This is a genomic window from Bradyrhizobium sp. AZCC 1721 (assembly GCF_036924715.1).
Taxonomy (GTDB): Bacteria; Pseudomonadota; Alphaproteobacteria; order Rhizobiales; family Xanthobacteraceae; genus Bradyrhizobium.
Genome location: NZ_JAZHSB010000001.1, coordinates 1194596 through 1211712, shown reverse-complemented (window position 1 = coordinate 1211712; position 17117 = coordinate 1194596). Strand labels below are relative to the sequence as shown.

The 17117-nt window shown below is 62.9% G+C and carries 12 protein-coding genes and 1 pseudogene; 7 read left to right on the top strand and 6 right to left on the bottom strand.

Going from position 1 to position 17117, the window contains the following annotated elements; translation table 11 throughout:
• The first annotated feature begins 152 nt into the window (after positions 1-152).
• From V1273_RS05805 to V1273_RS05790, 4 genes are all read left to right on the top strand, one after another.
• Positions 153-1412: an FAD-dependent oxidoreductase gene (locus V1273_RS05805; protein WP_334409005.1), complete on the top strand. Its 1260-nt coding sequence runs from the start codon at positions 153-155 to the stop codon at positions 1410-1412.
• Positions 1413-1681: 269 nt separating this feature from the next.
• Positions 1682-2650, top strand: a complete 969-nt coding sequence (locus V1273_RS05800) for a Bug family tripartite tricarboxylate transporter substrate binding protein (RefSeq protein WP_334409002.1) — start codon at positions 1682-1684, stop codon at positions 2648-2650.
• Between the two features lie 174 nt (positions 2651-2824).
• A complete protein-coding gene (locus V1273_RS05795) occupies positions 2825-3310 on the top strand; it encodes a tripartite tricarboxylate transporter TctB family protein (protein WP_334409001.1) in 486 nt (161 codons plus the stop codon).
• A 7-nt stretch (positions 3311-3317) separates the two neighbouring features.
• Positions 3318-4826: a tripartite tricarboxylate transporter permease gene (locus tag V1273_RS05790; protein ID WP_334366669.1), complete on the top strand. Its 1509-nt coding sequence runs from the start codon at positions 3318-3320 to the stop codon at positions 4824-4826.
• A 95-nt stretch (positions 4827-4921) separates the two neighbouring features.
• On the opposite strand, the gene V1273_RS05785 is transcribed toward V1273_RS05790, so the two are convergent.
• Positions 4922-6304 (bottom strand): M20 family metallopeptidase, encoded by a 1383-nt coding sequence (locus tag V1273_RS05785; RefSeq protein WP_334408999.1) that lies wholly within the window; start codon positions 6302-6304, stop codon positions 4922-4924.
• A 184-nt stretch (positions 6305-6488) separates the two neighbouring features.
• Here V1273_RS05785 and V1273_RS05780 point away from each other — a divergent pair.
• Both V1273_RS05780 and V1273_RS05775 read left to right on the top strand, forming a co-directional pair.
• Positions 6489-7878: pseudogene (locus V1273_RS05780) on the top strand (LLM class flavin-dependent oxidoreductase).
• Positions 7879-8057: 179 nt separating this feature from the next.
• Positions 8058-9086 (top strand): IS110 family transposase, encoded by a 1029-nt coding sequence (locus V1273_RS05775; RefSeq protein WP_334408998.1) that lies wholly within the window; start codon positions 8058-8060, stop codon positions 9084-9086.
• A 352-nt stretch (positions 9087-9438) separates the two neighbouring features.
• On the opposite strand, the gene V1273_RS05770 is transcribed toward V1273_RS05775, so the two are convergent.
• The 3 genes from V1273_RS05770 to V1273_RS05760 all read right to left on the bottom strand — a co-directional run bounded on the left by V1273_RS05770 (position 9439) and on the right by V1273_RS05760 (position 14279).
• Positions 9439-11103 carry a thiamine pyrophosphate-binding protein gene (locus tag V1273_RS05770; RefSeq protein ID WP_334408997.1) on the bottom strand — a complete coding sequence of 555 codons (1665 nt, stop codon included), beginning with the start codon at positions 11101-11103 and terminating at the stop codon, positions 9439-9441.
• Positions 11104-11523: 420 nt separating this feature from the next.
• Positions 11524-13266 carry an adenylate/guanylate cyclase domain-containing protein gene (locus tag V1273_RS05765; protein WP_334408995.1) on the bottom strand — a complete coding sequence of 581 codons (1743 nt, stop codon included), beginning with the start codon at positions 13264-13266 and terminating at the stop codon, positions 11524-11526.
• Between the two features lie 365 nt (positions 13267-13631).
• On the bottom strand, positions 13632-14279 hold the full coding sequence (locus tag V1273_RS05760; RefSeq protein WP_334408994.1) for a glycerophosphodiester phosphodiesterase: 648 nt from the start codon (positions 14277-14279) through the stop codon (positions 13632-13634).
• A gap of 404 nt (positions 14280-14683) precedes the next feature.
• Here V1273_RS05760 and V1273_RS05755 point away from each other — a divergent pair, with 404 nt between their 5' ends.
• A complete protein-coding gene (locus V1273_RS05755) occupies positions 14684-15082 on the top strand; it encodes a RidA family protein (RefSeq protein ID WP_334366662.1) in 399 nt (132 codons plus the stop codon).
• Between the two features lie 193 nt (positions 15083-15275).
• Here V1273_RS05755 and V1273_RS05750 read toward each other — a convergent pair whose 3' ends face one another.
• Positions 15276-15788 carry a GFA family protein gene (locus V1273_RS05750; RefSeq protein ID WP_334408992.1) on the bottom strand — a complete coding sequence of 171 codons (513 nt, stop codon included), beginning with the start codon at positions 15786-15788 and terminating at the stop codon, positions 15276-15278.
• A 145-nt stretch (positions 15789-15933) separates the two neighbouring features.
• Positions 15934-17058 carry an alkene reductase gene (locus V1273_RS05745; protein WP_334383683.1) on the bottom strand — a complete coding sequence of 375 codons (1125 nt, stop codon included), beginning with the start codon at positions 17056-17058 and terminating at the stop codon, positions 15934-15936.
• Positions 17059-17117 lie beyond the last annotated feature (59 nt).

The window sequence follows — 17117 nt, the reverse complement described above, 5'->3', positions numbered from 1 at the left end:
CTGCCACGCCTCCGGCCGGCTATGCAAATTTTGCATCATGCAGACTTGGCATCAATGGCGGCGTTTGGGGGCCTTAGACTTGGTGAGCGACAAGCCTTCGTCCGATCGATTCTCACGCCTCGGTCGAATGATCACCAGGATGAGACCTCGAAATGAAAATCTGCGTACTGGGCGCCGGCGTCATCGGACTGACGACCGCATGGTGCCTTACTGAGGCCGGGCACGACGTCATCATCGTCGACCGGCACGCCTCGACCGCGAAAGACGCCAGCGCAGCCAATGGCGGCCAGCTCTCGTACGCATTCGTGGCGCCGCTGGCGTCTCCGGCAACACTCAGGAAGCTGCCGTCGCTGCTGCTGTCGCCGGATTCGCCGATGCGCATCCGCGCTGGCCTCGATCCGGCCTTGATTTCCTGGGGAGCGCGCTTCCTGCTCGCTTGCCGGCCGGCAGCCGTGCGCGAGACCATTGCAGCGCAACTTGCGCTCGCCGCCTTGAGCCGGAGCGAGCTGGCGCGGCTGACGCAAAGCCTGATGCTCTCATTCGGATTGCGAACGGCCGGCAAGCTGGTGGTGTTCCGAAGCCGGAACGAATTCGATAGTGCGCGACGCGCGGTCACCGCGAAAGCCGACGACGACGGCCAACAGGTGTTGACGCCCGCGGAATGCCTGGCGCTGGAGCCTGCGCTCAGACTTGACGCGCACGAACTCGCGGGCGGCATCTTCACGGCCTCCGAGCAGGTCGGAGATTGCGCGGCCTTTTGCGCCGGACTGACGCTCCGCCTGAGAGGGCAACGCAACGTCGAATGGGTACTCGGTAGCGAAATTGCCGGGCCGGTTCGCTCCGGCGGTCGGCTGGTTGCCGTCGACACCGGCAAGGGACACGTGCAGGCGGACCATTTCGTTTTGTGCATGGGCGCGGCATCCGGCGCTTTTGCGAAAGCGTGCGGATTCTATCTGCCGATCTATCCGCTCAAAGGCTACAGCATCACGCTTTCACCGGCGCCGGAGGCGCGCCTTCTTCGGCACAGCGTCACGGATATGGAACGCAAGCTGGTATTTGCGCCGCTCGCCCGCGACAGGCACACAGCCATACGGGTTGCCGGCATCGCCGATCTCGAAAGCGATACCATAATCGATGCAGGACGCGTCGAAGTCTTGCGCCGCGCCTCCGCCGAGTTGCTTGGGATCGACGCAGCTAGCGACATCGAGCCCTGGTGCGGGCTTCGTCCCATGACGCCCGACAGCCGGCCGATCATCGGCTGGTCGCCGCTTGATGGCCTCTTCATCAATTCAGGACACGGCATGCTCGGCTGGACGCTGGCGTGCGGCAGCGCGCGGCTGACGGCGGACATGATCGGTTGCAAGCCATCGGTCACCGCGATCGGAGCGTTTGCCCTGCGCCGCGCTGCCTAACGAGCGGTGACGTTGCGAACGAGTGGGCCGACAATCCAGGCTGGTCGTCATTGCCCGAATTCGCATGGTGCGGCGGCAGCCAAATTCCGTAGTCCGGGACGCCGCGGCAGGCCGTCTGTCGCTGGCGTCATTTCCAGCTTGTTGCGACGCGGACGGCGCGAGCCTCAGCCGCCAACACGCTTTTCTTCCTGGGCGATTTCAGGGATGATCGAGCCCGGGAAGAAACAAGCGGCTCTCGTGTCAAGAGAAGCTGCAAGGGAGTGTTGCATATGTTCAGACGTAGCCATTTGGCGACCGCCATTGCTGCCTTCATGCTGATATCCGCAGCCGCCGGCGCGCAAGAATATCCCACCAAGCCGATTACGCTGATCGTCCCGTGGCCGGCGGGCGGTTCGACCGACATCTCGATGCGCGCGATCGCCGAGAGCGCTTCGAAGGTTCTGGGACAGCCGATCGCAATCGACAACAAGGCCGGCGGCTCCGGCACCGTCGGGCCTGCCACTATGGCGGCAGGCGCCAAGCCTGACGGTTACACCATCGCACAGATTCCGATCACGGTGTTTCGGCTGCCGCTGATGCAGGAAGTCTCGTGGGATCCGACCAAGGACTTCACCTACATCGTTCACCTCACCGGCTACACGTTCGGTGTCACCACCAGCGCCGAATCGCCATTCAAGACCTGGCAGGACGTTGTCGACTACGCCAAGCAGAATCCCGGCAAGGTGACCTATGCGACGCCGGGCGCCGGCACGTCGCTGCATATCGGCATGGAGCAGATTGCCTCGATGGCGGGGATCAAACTGACGCAGGTGCCGTTCAAGGGCGGCGCGGAGACCAATGCCGCGGTGCTGGGGCAGCACACCATGCTGCAGGCGGACTCGACCGGCTGGCGCCCCTTGGTCGACGCCGGCAAGCTGCGGCTTCTGATGGTGTGGACCTCGGCGCGCTCGCCGAACTACCCAAACGTGCCGACGCTGAAGGAGCTCGGATATCCCATGGTCTATGACTCGCCCTTCGGCATCGCCGGACCGAAGGGGATGGACCCGAAGGTCGTCGCCAAGCTGCACGACGCTTTCAAGAAGGCGCTCGAAGATCCCGCCGTAATCGCCACGCTCGCCAAATTCGACATGGTGCCGAACTACAGGAACACCGAGGATTACAAGAAGTTCGTCGTCGAAGTGACCGAATCCGAGCGCAAGGTGATCGACAGGCTCGGGCTGGCGAAGAAGACGAACTAGCCGCAACCGTGTCCCGGACGCGGTGCAGCGCGTTTGCGCTGCTCTGCAGGACCGGGACCCATGACGCCAGCCGTGGACCCCGGCTCTGCAGCGCAACGCCATAGCGCGTCCGGACGCGCGTAAACGCGCTGATGGCGCTGCACTGCGTCCGGGGAACGCCTGAGAGAGTTTCGCATGAATAACGACAGTGACGTCAAACTCCGCCTCAACAATTCCGAACTGTGGGGCGGGCTGATCGGGCTCGCGCTCGGCGGTTTCGTGATCTGGTCCGGGCTCAAGCTCAAGCTCGGCACCATCAACGATCCCGGGGCGGGTTACGTCATGTTCTATACCGGCATCCTGATGTGCCTGTTCGCCGCGGCGATCATCGTCGCGGCGCTCACCGAGGGCGGGCCGACCTTCGGTTCGCGTTGGCAGAACACGCGCTGGACAAAACCGGTGATCGTCATCGCCTGCCTCGCCGTGTTCGCCTTTGCGCTCAATCCGCTCGGCTTCCTGCTGTCGTCGATCCCGCTGATGGTACTGCTGTTGCGGCTGGTCGATCCGGTGCGCTGGCAATTGACCATTCCGATCGCGCTGTTGGTGCCGCTCGGCATGTGGTGGATCCTTAAACGCCTCCTGCTGATCCAATTGCCCTCGGGCATCTTCGAAATCGGCTGATCGCACCATGGACACGCTCATCAACGTCGCGCATGGCTTCGGCGTCGCCCTTCAGCCAATCAATCTGATCTATTGTTTCATCGGCGTCTTCATCGGAACGCTGGTCGGCGTGCTGCCCGGCATCGGCCCGATCTCGGCGATGTCGCTGTTGCTCCCGATCACGCTGTCGGGAACGCCGGAATCCGGCATCATCATGATGGCCGGCATCTATTACGGCTCGATGTATGGCGGCTCGACCACCTCGATCCTGGTCAACATTCCCGGCGAGGCCGCTTCCGTCGTCACATGTATCGACGGGCACCAGATGGCGAAACAAGGCCGCGCTGGTCCTGCGCTCGGCATCGCCGCGTTCGGCTCGTTCATCGCCGGCACTTTCGCGCTGATCGCGCTGATGCTGGTGGCGCCAAAGCTTGCCAGCGTCGCGATCGCTTTCGGGCCGGCCGAATATTTCAGCCTGATGGTGCTGGGCCTCGTGGTGCTCACCTTCCTGACGCAGGGCTCGATGGCAAAGGCGCTGCTGATGGCCTGCACCGGCGTTGTGCTCGGGCTGATCGGGCTCGACAGCATCACCGCGCAACCGCGCTTGACCTTCGGCCGGGTCGAACTGATCGACGGCATCGGGCTGGTCCCTGTTGTCATGGGTCTGTTCGGTGTCGCCGAGGTGCTGCTCAACACTGAACAAATCATCAAACGCGACATCATCAACACGAAGATCACGCATCTGTTGCCGAGCAGAGCAGACTGGAAGGCCAGCGCGGGCCCGATGTCGCGCGGAACGATCATGGGATTTCTGCTCGGCATCCTGCCGGGCGGCGGGGCGGTGATCTCTTCCTTTGCGTCCTATGCTCTGGAAAAGCGACTGTCCAAGACACCGGAGCGCTTTGGCAACGGCGCGATCGAGGGCGTGGCGGGACCCGAAGCCGCCAACAACGCCGCCGCCGGTGGCGCCTTCATTCCGCTGATGACGCTCGGCATTCCACCGAATGTGGTGATGGCGCTGTTGCTCGGCGCTTTCGTCATTCACGGCCTGCAGCCTGGACCCTTGATGATCACGCAGAACCCCGGCCTGTTCTGGGGCATCGTCGCCAGCATGTATATCGGCAACCTGATGCTGCTGGTGTTGAACCTGCCGATGATCGGCATGTGGGTCCAGCTCCTCAAGCTGCCCTACAACATCCTGTTTCCCCTGATCATCCTGTTCACCATCATCGGCGTCTATTGCTCAAGCAACAATGTGTTCGACGTCTATGTGATGATCGCGTTCGGCATTATCGGCTATTTCATGCGAAAGCTCGGCTACGAGCCGGCCCCATTGGTGCTGGCCTTCGTGCTGGGACCGATGCTGGAGAACAATCTGCGCAAGTCGCTGATCCTCTCCCAGGGCAATCTGATGACCTTTATCGAACGGCCGATCTCGGCCGCCTGCCTTCTGTTTGCGGTCGTGCTGCTGGTCGGCCCGCTGCTGCCGGCGCTGCGCAAGAAGCGCGAACTGGTCGCGCTGGATGAAGAGGTGTAAGGCAGCGGCGTGCCAACGACTTCTCAGCTCGTCATGCCCGGCCTTGTAGCATCCGCAAGAAGGTGGTGGCCGGGACAAGCCCGGCCATGACGGAGTCACGCCTTCGCCTTCTCACCGAGGTCCCAGAATATCCCTGCCATGATCGCCAGCGCTTCCTCAGTCACCGGCAGCAGGATGTGCTCGTCCGGCGCATGCTGCGAGCAGCCAGGGTAGGAATGCGGCACCCAGATCGTCGGCAGGCCAAGCCCCTCGGCGAACACGTCATTCGGCAGCGAGCCGCCAAAGTTCGGCAGGATCGCCGGCGACTTGCCGGTAGTCTCCCTGATCGAGTTCGCAGTCCAATTCACCCAGGGGCTGTCGACATCGGTGCGTGAGGCGGCGAAACGTTGCGTGCCGCTGACTTCCACCATCGGAAAGCCGTTGGCGTGCAAATGCGTGCGCACGGCGTCAATGACCTCTTCGTATTTGGTGCCGACGACGAAGCGGAGCTGCAGCACGGCATTGGCGCGTCCGGGAATGGCGTTGGCCGGCTTCTCGATACTGCCCGACGACATCGCCAGAACCTCCAGCGTATTCCAGGCAAACAGCCGCTCTGCCGGCGACAGCCCCTCCTCGCCCCAGTCGGGCGCCAGCGCCGGTTCGTGCGCGGCCGGCTCGATCTTCACATCCGCGAGCGCCGCGCGGACCGCGTTTGAAATGCGCGGCGGTTTGAGCGCGTCGAGCTTCATCCGTCCCTTGCCGTCGACGAGGCTCGCGACGGCGTTGCAAAGGATCGTCGCGGGATTGGCGAGCACGCCGCCCCAATTGCCCGAATGGTGGCCGCCTTCGCGCAAGTTAACATCGAGATGAATGCGGTTGCCGCCGCGGCAGCCGAGGAAGATCGTCGGCCGATCGGCCGAGAGCCGCGGCCCGTCCGACGCCAGGAACAGATCGGCTTTCAGCGCCTCGCGATGGGCTTCGCACACCTGCCGCAGATCGGGCGAGCCGATCTCCTCGCCGGTCTCGATAATGAATTTGGCATTGAAGCCAAGCCTGCCGCCGCGGGTCTCGCGCACCGCGCGCAACGCCGCGAGGTTGATGCTGTGCTGGCCCTTGTTGTCGGCGGTGCCGCGGCCATAGACGCGCTCGTCCTTGGTCGTGACCTGCCACGGGTCGAGATTGTCGCGCCATTCGCCTTCCATGCCGTCGACGACGTCACCATGGCCGTAGGTGAGCACGGTCGGCAGAGAGGGATCCTCACGATAATCCGCCAGCAGATAGGGGCCCTTGCCGGTCGGCGATTCGATCAGGCGGGTGGAGAAGTCGAGCGCGGCGAAGGCCGGCTGGAGGTCGTCCACGAGATAGGCGCGCAACGCCTCGCCGCTGCCGGGATTCTGGCTTTCGGTCCGATATCCAACCCTGCGGCCGAGTTCGGCGAGAAACGCGCCGGAATGAAGATGCTCGCGTGCCCGCGCAACCGCGTCGGCTCTATCAGCCATGTTTCTTTCCTTTGTTCGCTAACGTGTTGGGGCGCAACCTATCGGGATAAGCCGCCCGCTGGAAGTGGCAGGGCCCGTCGAATGGGCCTTGCTAAACGCAGCGAGGATGCAACAATTTCAGGCAACAGCCTGGCGTTTAACCGGGCAAATGCGCAAGGGAACTGTGCGCTGCGAGGTTCGCGTCATGACAAAACAAATCCGGCTCAACGCCTTCGCCATGAACTGCGTGGCGCATCAATCGCCGGGGCTCTGGACCCATCCGCGCGACCGCACGCTGGACTACAACCGCCTGCCCTATTGGCTCGATCTGGCGAAGACGCTGGAGCGCGGCCGGTTCGACGGACTTTTCCTCGCCGACGTGCTTGGCGTCTATGACGTCTTCGGCAACAGCCCGGACGCTGCGCTGCGCAATGCCGCGCAGACGCCGGCCAACGAGCCGCTGATGCTGATCCCGGCGATGGCAGCGGTGACGCAGAATCTCGGCTTCGGCGTCACCAGCAATCTCTCTTTCGAGCCGCCCTACCCGTTTGCCCGGAGAATGTCGACGCTCGATCATCTCACGGAGGGACGCGTCGGCTGGAACGTGGTGACCGGCTATCTCGACAGCGCCGCCCGCGGCGCCGGCAAAGACAAGCAGACCGCGCATGACGACCGCTACGACATCGCTGACGAATATATGGAGCTGGTGTACAAGCTCTGGGAAGGAAGCTGGGAAGACGACGCCGTGCTGCGCGACCGCGCGCGCGGGATTTTTGCCGATCCTTCCAAGGTGCATCGCATTCAGCACGAGGGCCGCAACTACCGGCTCAACGCCATCCATCTTAGCGAACCGTCGCCGCAGCGAACGCCGGTGCTGTACCAGGCCGGCACCTCGCCGCGCGGTCGAAGGTTCGCCGCCCAACATGCCGAATGCGTATTCATGTCGGGCCCGTCGGCCAAGATCATCGGGCCGCGGGTTGCCGCGATCCGCGCGCTGGCGCAGGAGATCGGCCGCAATCCGGCTGAAATCCTGATGTTCTCCATGATGACGATCATTCTCGGCCGCACCGAGGCAGAGGCGAAAGCGAAATACGCCGACTATCGGGCGCACATCGCGACGGAGGGCGCACTGGCCTTGATGTCGGGCTGGATGGGCGTCGATTTCTCGAGCTACGACCTCGACCAGGAAGTGCGCCACGTCCAGAACGACGCCGGCCGCACTGCGCTCGACAACGTCACGCGCGCCGATCCCGACCGGGTCTGGACCGTCCGCGAAGTCGTCGAGCATGTCGGCATCGGCGGCGCGGGGCCGGTCGTGATCGGCACGCCCGAGAAGGTTGCCGACGATATCGAGGCCTGGTTCGAGCAGACCGACGTCGACGGCCTCAACGTCGCGTTCGCCACCTCGCCCGGCGATTTCGAAGATATCGCCGACATGCTGGTGCGCGGAGCTGACAAGGCGAGGACGGTACAAAAGCGAGTACGCGAAGGGGGCGCTGCGAGAGAAGCTGTTCGGAGCGGGACGCGCACGGCTGACGGAGCAGCATCCGGCGGCGAGATTTCGCCCGCACATGCGGACGAAAGCGGCGGAGTAGGCTTTGTAGATGGGGTAACGGGCCCCGGTCCGCCTTCCAGGCAAGCCGCGCTTGCTACGGCGCTGTTGGGTAGCGCGCTTCGCGCGGCGTGCCTGGAAGGCGGGCGGTCGTCCCTCACATTGATGGTGTTACGGAGTCAGAGGGATGAGCCTCGCTCCAAGCATCAGGGAGAGACGACCATGGAGTATTATGCAGGAATCGACGCGTCATTGGAATGCTCGAGCGTGTGCGTTGTCGACGCTAGTGGCAAGATCGTGCGCGAGGCCAAAGTGGCGAGCGAGCCGCAAACCCTGATCGCCTGGTTCGGTTCGCTGGGCTTCGGCCTGGAACGGATCGGCCTGGAGGCCGGACCTTTGTCGCAATGGCTGTTTGCAGCAATGAAGGCAGCCGGCCTTGCCGTGGAACTGCTGGAGACGCGGCACGTGCGGAAGGCGTTCGAGGCGATGCCGGTCAAGTCGGACCGCAACGATGCACGCGGCATCGCGCAACTGATGCGGCTGGGCTGGTTCCGGCCGGTGCATTGCAAATCGATGAGTGCGCAAGAGACTCGATCGTTGCTGACGGCACGCAAGCTGGTGCAATTGAAGCTTCTCGACGTGGAGAACAGTCTGCGCGGGATCCTGCGCGGTTTTGGCTTAAAGGTTGGCAAAACGAGCAGGCAGGAGTTCGCGGGACGGATCGAGGAACTCGTGGCGGGCCACCCGCACCTGCAGATGATCGCCAAGGCGCTGCTCGCGGTTCGAGCGGTGCTGCGGACCGAGTTCGCAACTTTCGAGAAGCAGGCCCGCAGGATGGCGCGATCCGACAAACAGGCGCGGCTGCTGACGTCAGTCCCGGCGGTCGGCCCCATCGTGGCGCTGACCTATGCCAGCGCGATCGACGATCCAACCCGATTCAAATCGTCAAAGCAGACAGGAGCCCATTTCGGGCTAACTCCCAAGAAGCATCAATCCGGCGAGACCGATTACACCGGCCGGATCAGCAAGCTCGGTGACGCCTCGGTGCGCACGGCGCTCTACGAGGCCGCCCACGTCATGCTGACCAAGCCGGTCAAAGGCTGTTCGCAACTAAAGAGCTGGGCCATGCGGATCAAAAATCGTGCCGGCATGAGCAAAGCCAAGGTGGCGCTGGCGCGCCGGCTCGCGGTGATCATGCATCGCATGCTCGCCGACGGAACCCCTTTTAACGCCGCGGCTGCGGCAGCCTGACAGGAGAGACGCAACAGTTTTCGGGCGGGTCACGACACCAGGCCTTCTCGAAGCGAAGTCCCTTCGCCGGGACGATGGATCAGGTCAGGCCGTTGCCCACCAGGTCGCCCTCGTGAGCACGCCCAATGTAGATTGGCCGACCTATCCTCTTCCAACCCCATCAGGTGGCGGCCCCGCGCCGACCCCGTACAGAAGCGAGACCCCGGCGAGCGGACAACGCAAAGGGATTGACTAATCGAGGCCCGTTACAGAAGGGTGGGCAAAGGCGCCCTTGCGCCGTGCCCACCACCTATCCACACCGCGCCTCTGATATGGTGGGCACGCTGCGCTTTGCCCACCCTACCGATTTCGACTAATTCACCGAATTGCTCACCACGACCTCGATCAGTTTTGCCCCCGGCCGGCTGAAGGCCGACGACAATACGGACTTCAATTGAGAAGGATCGGTGACCTTCGTCGCTTCCAGTCCGAGCGATTTCGCCACGCCCGCAAAATCCACCGGGGGATCCACAAAATCCATGCCGACGTAATGATCGTCGCCGTGGAAGGCGAGCAGCCGCTGCTTGATGATGCGGTAGCCGCCATTGTTGACGATGACGAATGTCAACGGCAGCTTGTGGTTTGCGGCCGTCCACAGCGACTGGATCGAGTACATCGAGCTGCCGTCGCCGGAATAACAAACCACTGGCCGCTGCGGATTGGCGAGGCTGACGCCGACAGACGCCGGCAGTCCCCAGCCGATGCCGCCTGAGGCCAGCGCGTGATAGCCGTAGCGGTCGCGGTGCGGACGCAGCGCGATGATCTGCCGCGACGACGTCAATCCTTCGTCGACCAGGATGGCGTTGTCGGGCATCGCCTCGACCACCTGCAGCGTCAGCCAGTCCGGATCGATTGGCGAAGTCTCGGCGTGACTCGCAATCTGTTCGACCAGCGGCTTGCGCCGCGCCGTCCAATTCTTCGCGGCGAGCGCGTCCAATCCTTGGCTCGCGCGCGCCTGGAGCGTACTGCCGCCGGCGGCCTTTAGAGCCGGCACCAGGGCGCGCAAGGTTTCCCGCACATCGGCCTTGAGCGCGATATCCGCCCCATAGTTCCTGGCGAGGTCGTGGTCGACCAGGCCGATCTGCACGATCGACAATCCGTCCGGCAACGGATCGACTTCGCTGTAGACCGACATCCGCAAGGGATCGCCGCCGAGCGCGATGATGAGATCGTACGGCGACAGTGCGTCACGGGCGATCTTCTGGATGCGCGCCAGCGCACCCATGAAGCACGGGCTTTCCGAGAGGAAATGGGCGCCATAGGGCGTCGACGACTGGTAGGCTGGGCAACCCAGCGTTTCCGCGAGTTGAGCGGCCTCCTGCAACGCATCGCTTTTCACGATCTCGTCGCCGACAATGATCACCGGCCGCTCTGCCTTGAGAATCCGCGCGGTGAGCGCCTGCAGCGATTCCTCCGATGGTTTGACGCGCGTATCGACGCGGGTCGAGCGGCCAAGCTCAATGCCGGCCTCGGAATTGAGGATGTCGCCCGGCAGCGAGATGAACACCGGCCCCGTCGGTGGCGTGGTCGCGATCTTGGCGGCGCGGCGGACGATCCGCGGCAGGTCCTCCAGCCGCGTCACCTCTACCGCCCATTTGACCAAGGGCGCAGCCATCTGCACCAGCGGACCATAAAGCACCGGTTCGGTCAGGCCGTGGCCCTGCTCCTGCTGGCCGGCCGTCAAGATCAGCGGCGTGCCGGTGAAGCTGGCGTTGTAGAGCGAGCCCATCGCGTTGCCAAGGCCGGGCGCGACATGGACGTTGCAGGCGACGAGCCTGCCGGAGGCGCGGCTGAAGCCGTCGGCCATGGCGACGACCAGGCTTTCCTGCATCGCCATCACATAGGTGAGGTCGGGATGGTCCTTCAGCGCGTGCATGATCGGCAGTTCGGTGGTGCCGGGATTGCCGAACAGATGCGTAACGCCCTCGTCCTTCAGCAGCGCCAGGAATGCCGAACGGCCGGTGATCTTGTTCTTCATTTTTCCTCCCGCCCGCCGCTTCGTTGATATGCGGGGCGGAGGCAGATGACCAAACTTGGCGCGCGTAAGCAATGGATCGCGGTCATGGCTGCTCTGCACAGGCATTTTCCGTGTCCCCGACGCCGTGCAGCGCGGCAGCGGTACACCGCGGGACCCGGACAAAAACGCGAAAACAACCCCATGCAAAGTAGAATGGGACCCGGCTCGCAGCACTCAGGCAGCTTGCGTCCGAGGCACGAGATGGTCCGTCGTCACGGCCTCATCCCGCTCCAGGCCGTGTACTCATTAAGCGACTGACCGATGTCCGCTCAACCCTCGACAGCGGCGGAATAGCGGACATAGCCCGATGTCGCGGAAGGGCCATCACCGGACTCATGCGCCGCAGCAGAGTGCGCCTTGATCACCTCAGGGGATGGAGGGCTACTCGGGCAACCCCGCTTTCCGAAGCCCCTCAATCAACAGCGTCGCGTTTGATTGTCCGCCCCGGGCGATGAACGCAGATATCGTAGAACCGGGATCGGTCTCAAGCACACGCGCCGCCGCCTCACGCGCCTCGGCGTCGCGTCCGAGGTGGGCGAAAGCGGACGCGAGACAGCGGTACGCTGTCGGATGGGAGGGGTTCTGACGAAGGGCTTTCTTCCCCGCGGCGATGGCCTCGTCAAAGCGACGAAGCTCAATAAAGGCCATCCCCATCCCGGTAAACGACCGGTGTAGCGTCGGGTCTACCGGGCTCATGCGCACGGCGCGTTCGAAGCTCCGGACCGCTTCCTCCGGCAGCCCCGCATTTCGATAGACCCAGCCTCTGCCGCGCCATGCCGTATATGAATTTGGGTTGAGCGCGACCGCGCGATCAGCCATTTCGATTCCACTTTCAATATCGTCGACCATGAACGCGGAGATTATGGCAGCGTACGCTAACGTTTCCGGATCACTATCGTCGATGCTCAATGCCAGGCGAAGCAGTCGAACTGCTTCCTTGCGGTTGAATTGAGGGTCGTCATAGCCCAAAAGGACCTTAAGCGTATAACAGTTCGCGGCCAGAGCCGCGGCAAAGCCGAACCGAGGGTCCAGCTCCAGAGCGCGATGCGCCAGCCTGAGCGCCTCTGCCAGCCCTTCGCGGGTCGATAGGTAATACTGCGGCAAAGCCCGGAGATAAAAATCATAAGCGGTGAGGTCCTCCGGTCGCCGCCGCGCCGCCAAATCGATTTCTGTTCGAAGCAATCTTGGCTGAATGGCCGAGACGACGGCAACGGTGACTTCGTCCTGGAGAACGAAAATATCCGTCAGGTCACGCTCGAACCTGTCCGCCCAAATGTGTGCGCCAGTAATCGCATCAATCAATTGCCCGGTGATGCGGACTTTCCCCGATGCCTTGCGCACAGACCCCTCAAGGACATAGCGCACGCCAAGCCTGCGTCCGACCTCCTTCACATCGACGGCTTTGTTTTTGAACGTAAAGCTCGAATTTCGGGCGATCACAAACAGCCATTTGAACCGCGAAAGCGCGGTGGTGATCTCCTCAACCATTCCGTCCGCGAAGTATTCCTGCTCGGGATCGCCGCTCATATTGTCAAACGGCAACACGACGATGGAAGGCTTGTCCGGGAGTGGCGGGGCCGCACTTAGCCTATCAATCAGCATGCTGCGCGTTCCCGCGCGAACGGCGTAAGCGCGGACCGGCCTGGAGATGTTCTTGAGCCGCTGTTCGCCCCGGTCCTCGAAGCCAACATCCAGCTTGCCCTCGACCTCGCTGTACACCTTCTCGGAAATCAGGATGCCGCCCGGATCGGCGGTCCCCTCCAGCCGGACCGCAATGTTGATCCCGTCGCCAAAAAGATCGCCGTCAGCTCCAACGATAACCTCCCCGAGATTGACCCCAATACGAAGGTTAAGGGGGCTTCGGCCTGATGCGATGCTTTCCTGTATGTCCACCGCGCATCGCACCGCAGCCGATGGACTTGCGAACTCGGCCAACGCGCCGTCACCCGTTGTCTTGATTAGTCGCCCTTCGTGGCGGGAGAGACCAGGCTCGATCAATTCTCGCTTGAGCCGTTCGAACTCCGCGTAGGTAGCTACCTCAGCGCGCTGCATCAACGCGGAGTAGCCGACCACGTCGGCAGCCAAGATTGCCGCTAATCGCCTATGAACCTGCTGCTCGGTCACAGCGCCCTCCGAACGGCCAGACCAACCACGCCGCTGGGACAAGGAGGAGCTTAGCACTTAGTTGCGGACCTGTGAGCGGTATCGTACGAGGCCCGATCGCCTCAAGTGGGCATCTCGCCGGGCCGGCCCTGGCACGGCGGCAAAGCGCGTGCGTCAACAGGGGGGTCCGAGTTGGGTCAAAATGCGAATAACTCACCGTGAGCAAACCTAGTCCGCTACACGTCCATGAGCGGACCTCGATGCAACGTGCCGCCACTTCACCTACGGGCCAGAAGGCGACGTCACCGAAACAGTTCCCCACCAGATCAGGCCGATCTGCTGCTTTCGAATACTTCACGGGCGACGAACGGGTTTGCGCGGCCTAATCAGGTCTGGCGCTGGTCGAGAGTGCGGTCGACGTCGGCAACCGCCCCGTAGAGGTGCTGCCGCGAGAGCCAATGAAGGTCGTTCATGCGTTGCACGACTCCTACCACAACCGGCACGTGGTGGCGTCGCGCAAGCTGCTCAAGCGAGAAAACGGACCACCAGGCGCGAAAAGCGACTCGCGTCCAAGCGCGCGCGTCCCAGCCGAGCAGGAGGACATCCGGCGCATACCTGCGCACCGCACGATTCAGGTTCCACGGGTACATGACGATGATGCCCAGGCGCACTGGTCGCGCACCCTCCCACGGAAAGGATCTTGCGACGGCGGCAAAGGCAAATACGACCGAGCGACGGGCCACGTTGCTGGCAACCAGCCTCTCGATGACTCTAGAGACAAGTTCCGTCTCCTTCACCTCCACAAACAGTTCAAGGTCAGTCGGCGAAAGAAGCGACAGTGCCGCATCGAGGGTAAGCGCATTCTCGACATGACGCGGCGGCTCGTGTGACACCACCAATGTGTCGGAATCCGCTGCAAGGCAGACGTCGAATTCGACACCAGATATTCTGCCGTCACGGGCGGCACGTGCGAACGCGGCGAGCGAGTTTTCACCCCGACCCGCGGACCATCCACGATGCGCAATAAGTTTCATGACGAGGTCCGTAAAGCTGCGCGCGCCATGCAATCTCCCCGTCGAGAGAAATGTCAATCCGCGGCCACGACGTTGACCCTGATCAGCGTAGGGCCAAAAGGCGACGTCACCGAAACTGCCGGTTTTGGGTCAGTTGCGTCGGTTGGCCCGCGTCTGAACCATGGCCGGTCCACTCCTAGCAACAGACGCTACGTCACAGGTCCGAGTCGTCGCATACGGGCCACAAGCGGACTCCGGCCGCGTCGCAGTCAAGGCTCTACCTTATGATCCAGCCGAACGACAAGTCGCGCAGGGTGTGCGTCGTACATCTTCTGTCATCCGAGGCAATTCCGCGACGCGCTCGCCTATATTTGTGATAGACCAATAGCGAAACGCATCAGAGATAATTTCATAGGGAGAATGCAATGCCTAGGACAAAGCTCTCCGTCCCCGATGTGGCTGAGGTCGGCCCCGGTCTGTGGTCAAACGCTATACGCGCCGGCGACATGCTGTTCATCTCCGGCCAAGTAGCACGTCCCTTCGAAGGCGGCACTGAGATAGTTGGAAAAGATGAGTACGAACAAACCAAGCAAATATTTTCACGCATTGATCGCATCATCAATGCGGCCGGGGGAACGATGGACAACCTGGTAAAGATGACGATCTATGTCGTCGATATCAAGAAAAACACCGAGGTCTGGCGAGCGCGCCGCGAGTTCTTCACCGGAGACTTTCCTGCCTCCACGCTTGTAGAAGTGCGGTCTCTTGCGAAACCGGAAGTCTTGGTGGAGATCGAAACCGTCGCCTATCTCGGTAACAGCTGAAGTCCGATTTGGGTCAAGGACGACAAAGCTCAGGGTGAGCATAATAGGTCCGCTTTCGGGTGCATAGCTTCCGACCCGCTCCTTGGCGGGCCACATTGAGCCGGACTGTCTTGCCGTGATTCAAGCCCCTTATCGCCTTCGTCCAGCTCGCATCCAATCCGCTATGGCTGGCTGCGCGTAGTGGGTCCACGCTCTAGACCATCCCTTCACGGTCCGCGCGCTTCTTCTTCTTCGAGCGCTGCCAGACCACGCCGGGATATCCCTTCAGCGGCACCAGCGGTTCACCGGTATAGGCCCACTCCTGCAATTCCTCGATCGCGATGTGATAGAGCGGCTGGCGGCCGGTGCGGCCGGAGAACAGCGCGCGGGGGATGTTGACCATGTGCGGCGAGCGCGGACGCTCATAGACAACATGCGTGCCGCAATTGGAGCAAAAACTGCGTACCGTCTTGGTGGCCTCGTCTTCGTATCGTGTGAGACTGGCCTTGCCCTTGGTGATGCGAAAGCGCTTGCGCCAGCTTCCGACATAGGTCGCGTAGGCCGCGCCATGGGCGCGGCGACTGGCCGGCGAATGATCGTGCCAGGCCCAGCGCGCCGGCACGTCGATCTCGAAGGCGACCTTGCCGCACAGGCATTGGCCCGCGGCGGGTTTGCCGAGGGATACCGCCTTGGTTTTCCTTTTCTCTAATTCCTCTTCTGGAAACATTCTGTGCTGCCTCTTCTCGTCATTGCGAGGAGCCACCCGGTCGGCGCGAAGCGCCGCCGGATGACAGGCTCCGCGACGAAGCAATCCATCTATCCGCTCGTTGAGGCATGGATTGCTTCGCTTCGCTCGCAATGACGCCTGTGACTCACGCCTGCTCCAGCTCGTTGTGCTCCGGATAATCCGTATAGCCTGTCACATCGCCGCCGTAGAACGTCGCGCGGTTATAAGGCGTCAGCGGGAAGCCGCGCTGCAGCCTGCGCGGCAGGTCCGGATTCGAAATGAAGATGCGGCCGAAAGCGACCGCGTCGGCATGGCCATCCCTGATCGCCGCATCGGCGGTCTCGCCGGTGAAGCCGCCGGCCGCGATCAGCACGCCCTTCCAGATCGGGCGGAACAGCACCATCGCCGACGGCACGTTCTGGTGGTTGACCTCGGCGCGGCCGGCGCCGGAGGAGCGCGGCTCGATGAAATGCAGGTAGGCAAGGCCAAGCTGATTGAGCTGTTCGACGGCATATGTGTAGAGCGGCATCGGGTCCGGCTCGCCGCTGCCGTTGGCGACACCATAGGGCGACAGCCGCACGCCGACGCGGTCGGCCCCCCACACTTCGACCACGGCCCTGGTCACCTCCATCAGGAAGCGCACGCGGTTCGAAATCGAGCCGCCATACTGATCGGTGCGCAGGTTGGTGTGCGACTGCAGGAACTGCTCGATCAGATAGCCGTTGGCGCCGTGCACCTCGACGCCGTCGAAGCCGGCGGCAAGCGCGTTCTTCGCGGCCTGACGATAGGCGTCGATCACGCCAGGAATTTCCGACGTCTCAAGCGCGCGCGGCGTCTCGTAGGGCACTGCCTTGCCGTCTGCCGTGCCCGTCTTCAGGTCGGCGATCGGCACCGCCGATGGCGCGACCGGCAACACGCCGCCCGGCTGGAAGGAGGAATGCGAGACGCGCCCGACATGCCAGAGCTGCAGGAAGATGATTCCGCCCTTGGCGTGAACGGCATCGACCACCTCGCGCCAGCCTTCGATCTGCGCTTCCGTATAGATTCCGGGAACGCCGGGGCTGCCGAAGCCCGTCGCCATCACGGGCGAGGCTTCGGCGATGAGCAATCCGCCCGGCGTCGCGCGCTGCGCATAATATTCCGCATTCAGTGGCCGCGGCGCGAGGCTCGGCTTCGCCGCCCGCATCCGCGTCAACGGCGCCAACGCGAGACGATGATTGAGCCTGTAGGGGCCGACCTTGAGCGGCGAAAACAACGATGGATAATTCATGTCTCTTCCAGAACTCCGTGTTGATACGGTTATGTAACCGCTTCAGCTTGTTCGTAACA

What these genes read in the sequence shown, in the direction of transcription:
- V1273_RS05805 (WP_334409005.1), top strand. Translation starts at nt 153, where the DNA reads ATGAAAATCTGCGTACTGGGCGCCGGCGTCATCGGACTGACGACCGCA.
- V1273_RS05800 (WP_334409002.1), top strand. Translation starts at nt 1,682, where the DNA reads ATGTTCAGACGTAGCCATTTGGCGACCGCCATTGCTGCCTTCATGCTG.
- V1273_RS05795 (WP_334409001.1), top strand. Translation starts at nt 2,825, where the DNA reads ATGAATAACGACAGTGACGTCAAACTCCGCCTCAACAATTCCGAACTG.
- V1273_RS05790 (WP_334366669.1), top strand. Translation starts at nt 3,318, where the DNA reads ATGGACACGCTCATCAACGTCGCGCATGGCTTCGGCGTCGCCCTTCAG.
- V1273_RS05785 (WP_334408999.1), bottom strand. Translation starts at nt 6,304, where the DNA reads ATGGCTGATAGAGCCGACGCGGTTGCGCGGGCACGCGAGCATCTTCAT.
- V1273_RS05775 (WP_334408998.1), top strand. Translation starts at nt 8,058, where the DNA reads ATGGAGTATTATGCAGGAATCGACGCGTCATTGGAATGCTCGAGCGTG.
- V1273_RS05770 (WP_334408997.1), bottom strand. Translation starts at nt 11,103, where the DNA reads ATGAAGAACAAGATCACCGGCCGTTCGGCATTCCTGGCGCTGCTGAAG.
- V1273_RS05760 (WP_334408994.1), bottom strand. Translation starts at nt 14,279, where the DNA reads ATGAAACTTATTGCGCATCGTGGATGGTCCGCGGGTCGGGGTGAAAAC.
- V1273_RS05755 (WP_334366662.1), top strand. Translation starts at nt 14,684, where the DNA reads ATGCCTAGGACAAAGCTCTCCGTCCCCGATGTGGCTGAGGTCGGCCCC.
- V1273_RS05750 (WP_334408992.1), bottom strand. Translation starts at nt 15,788, where the DNA reads ATGTTTCCAGAAGAGGAATTAGAGAAAAGGAAAACCAAGGCGGTATCC.
- V1273_RS05745 (WP_334383683.1), bottom strand. Translation starts at nt 17,058, where the DNA reads ATGAATTATCCATCGTTGTTTTCGCCGCTCAAGGTCGGCCCCTACAGG.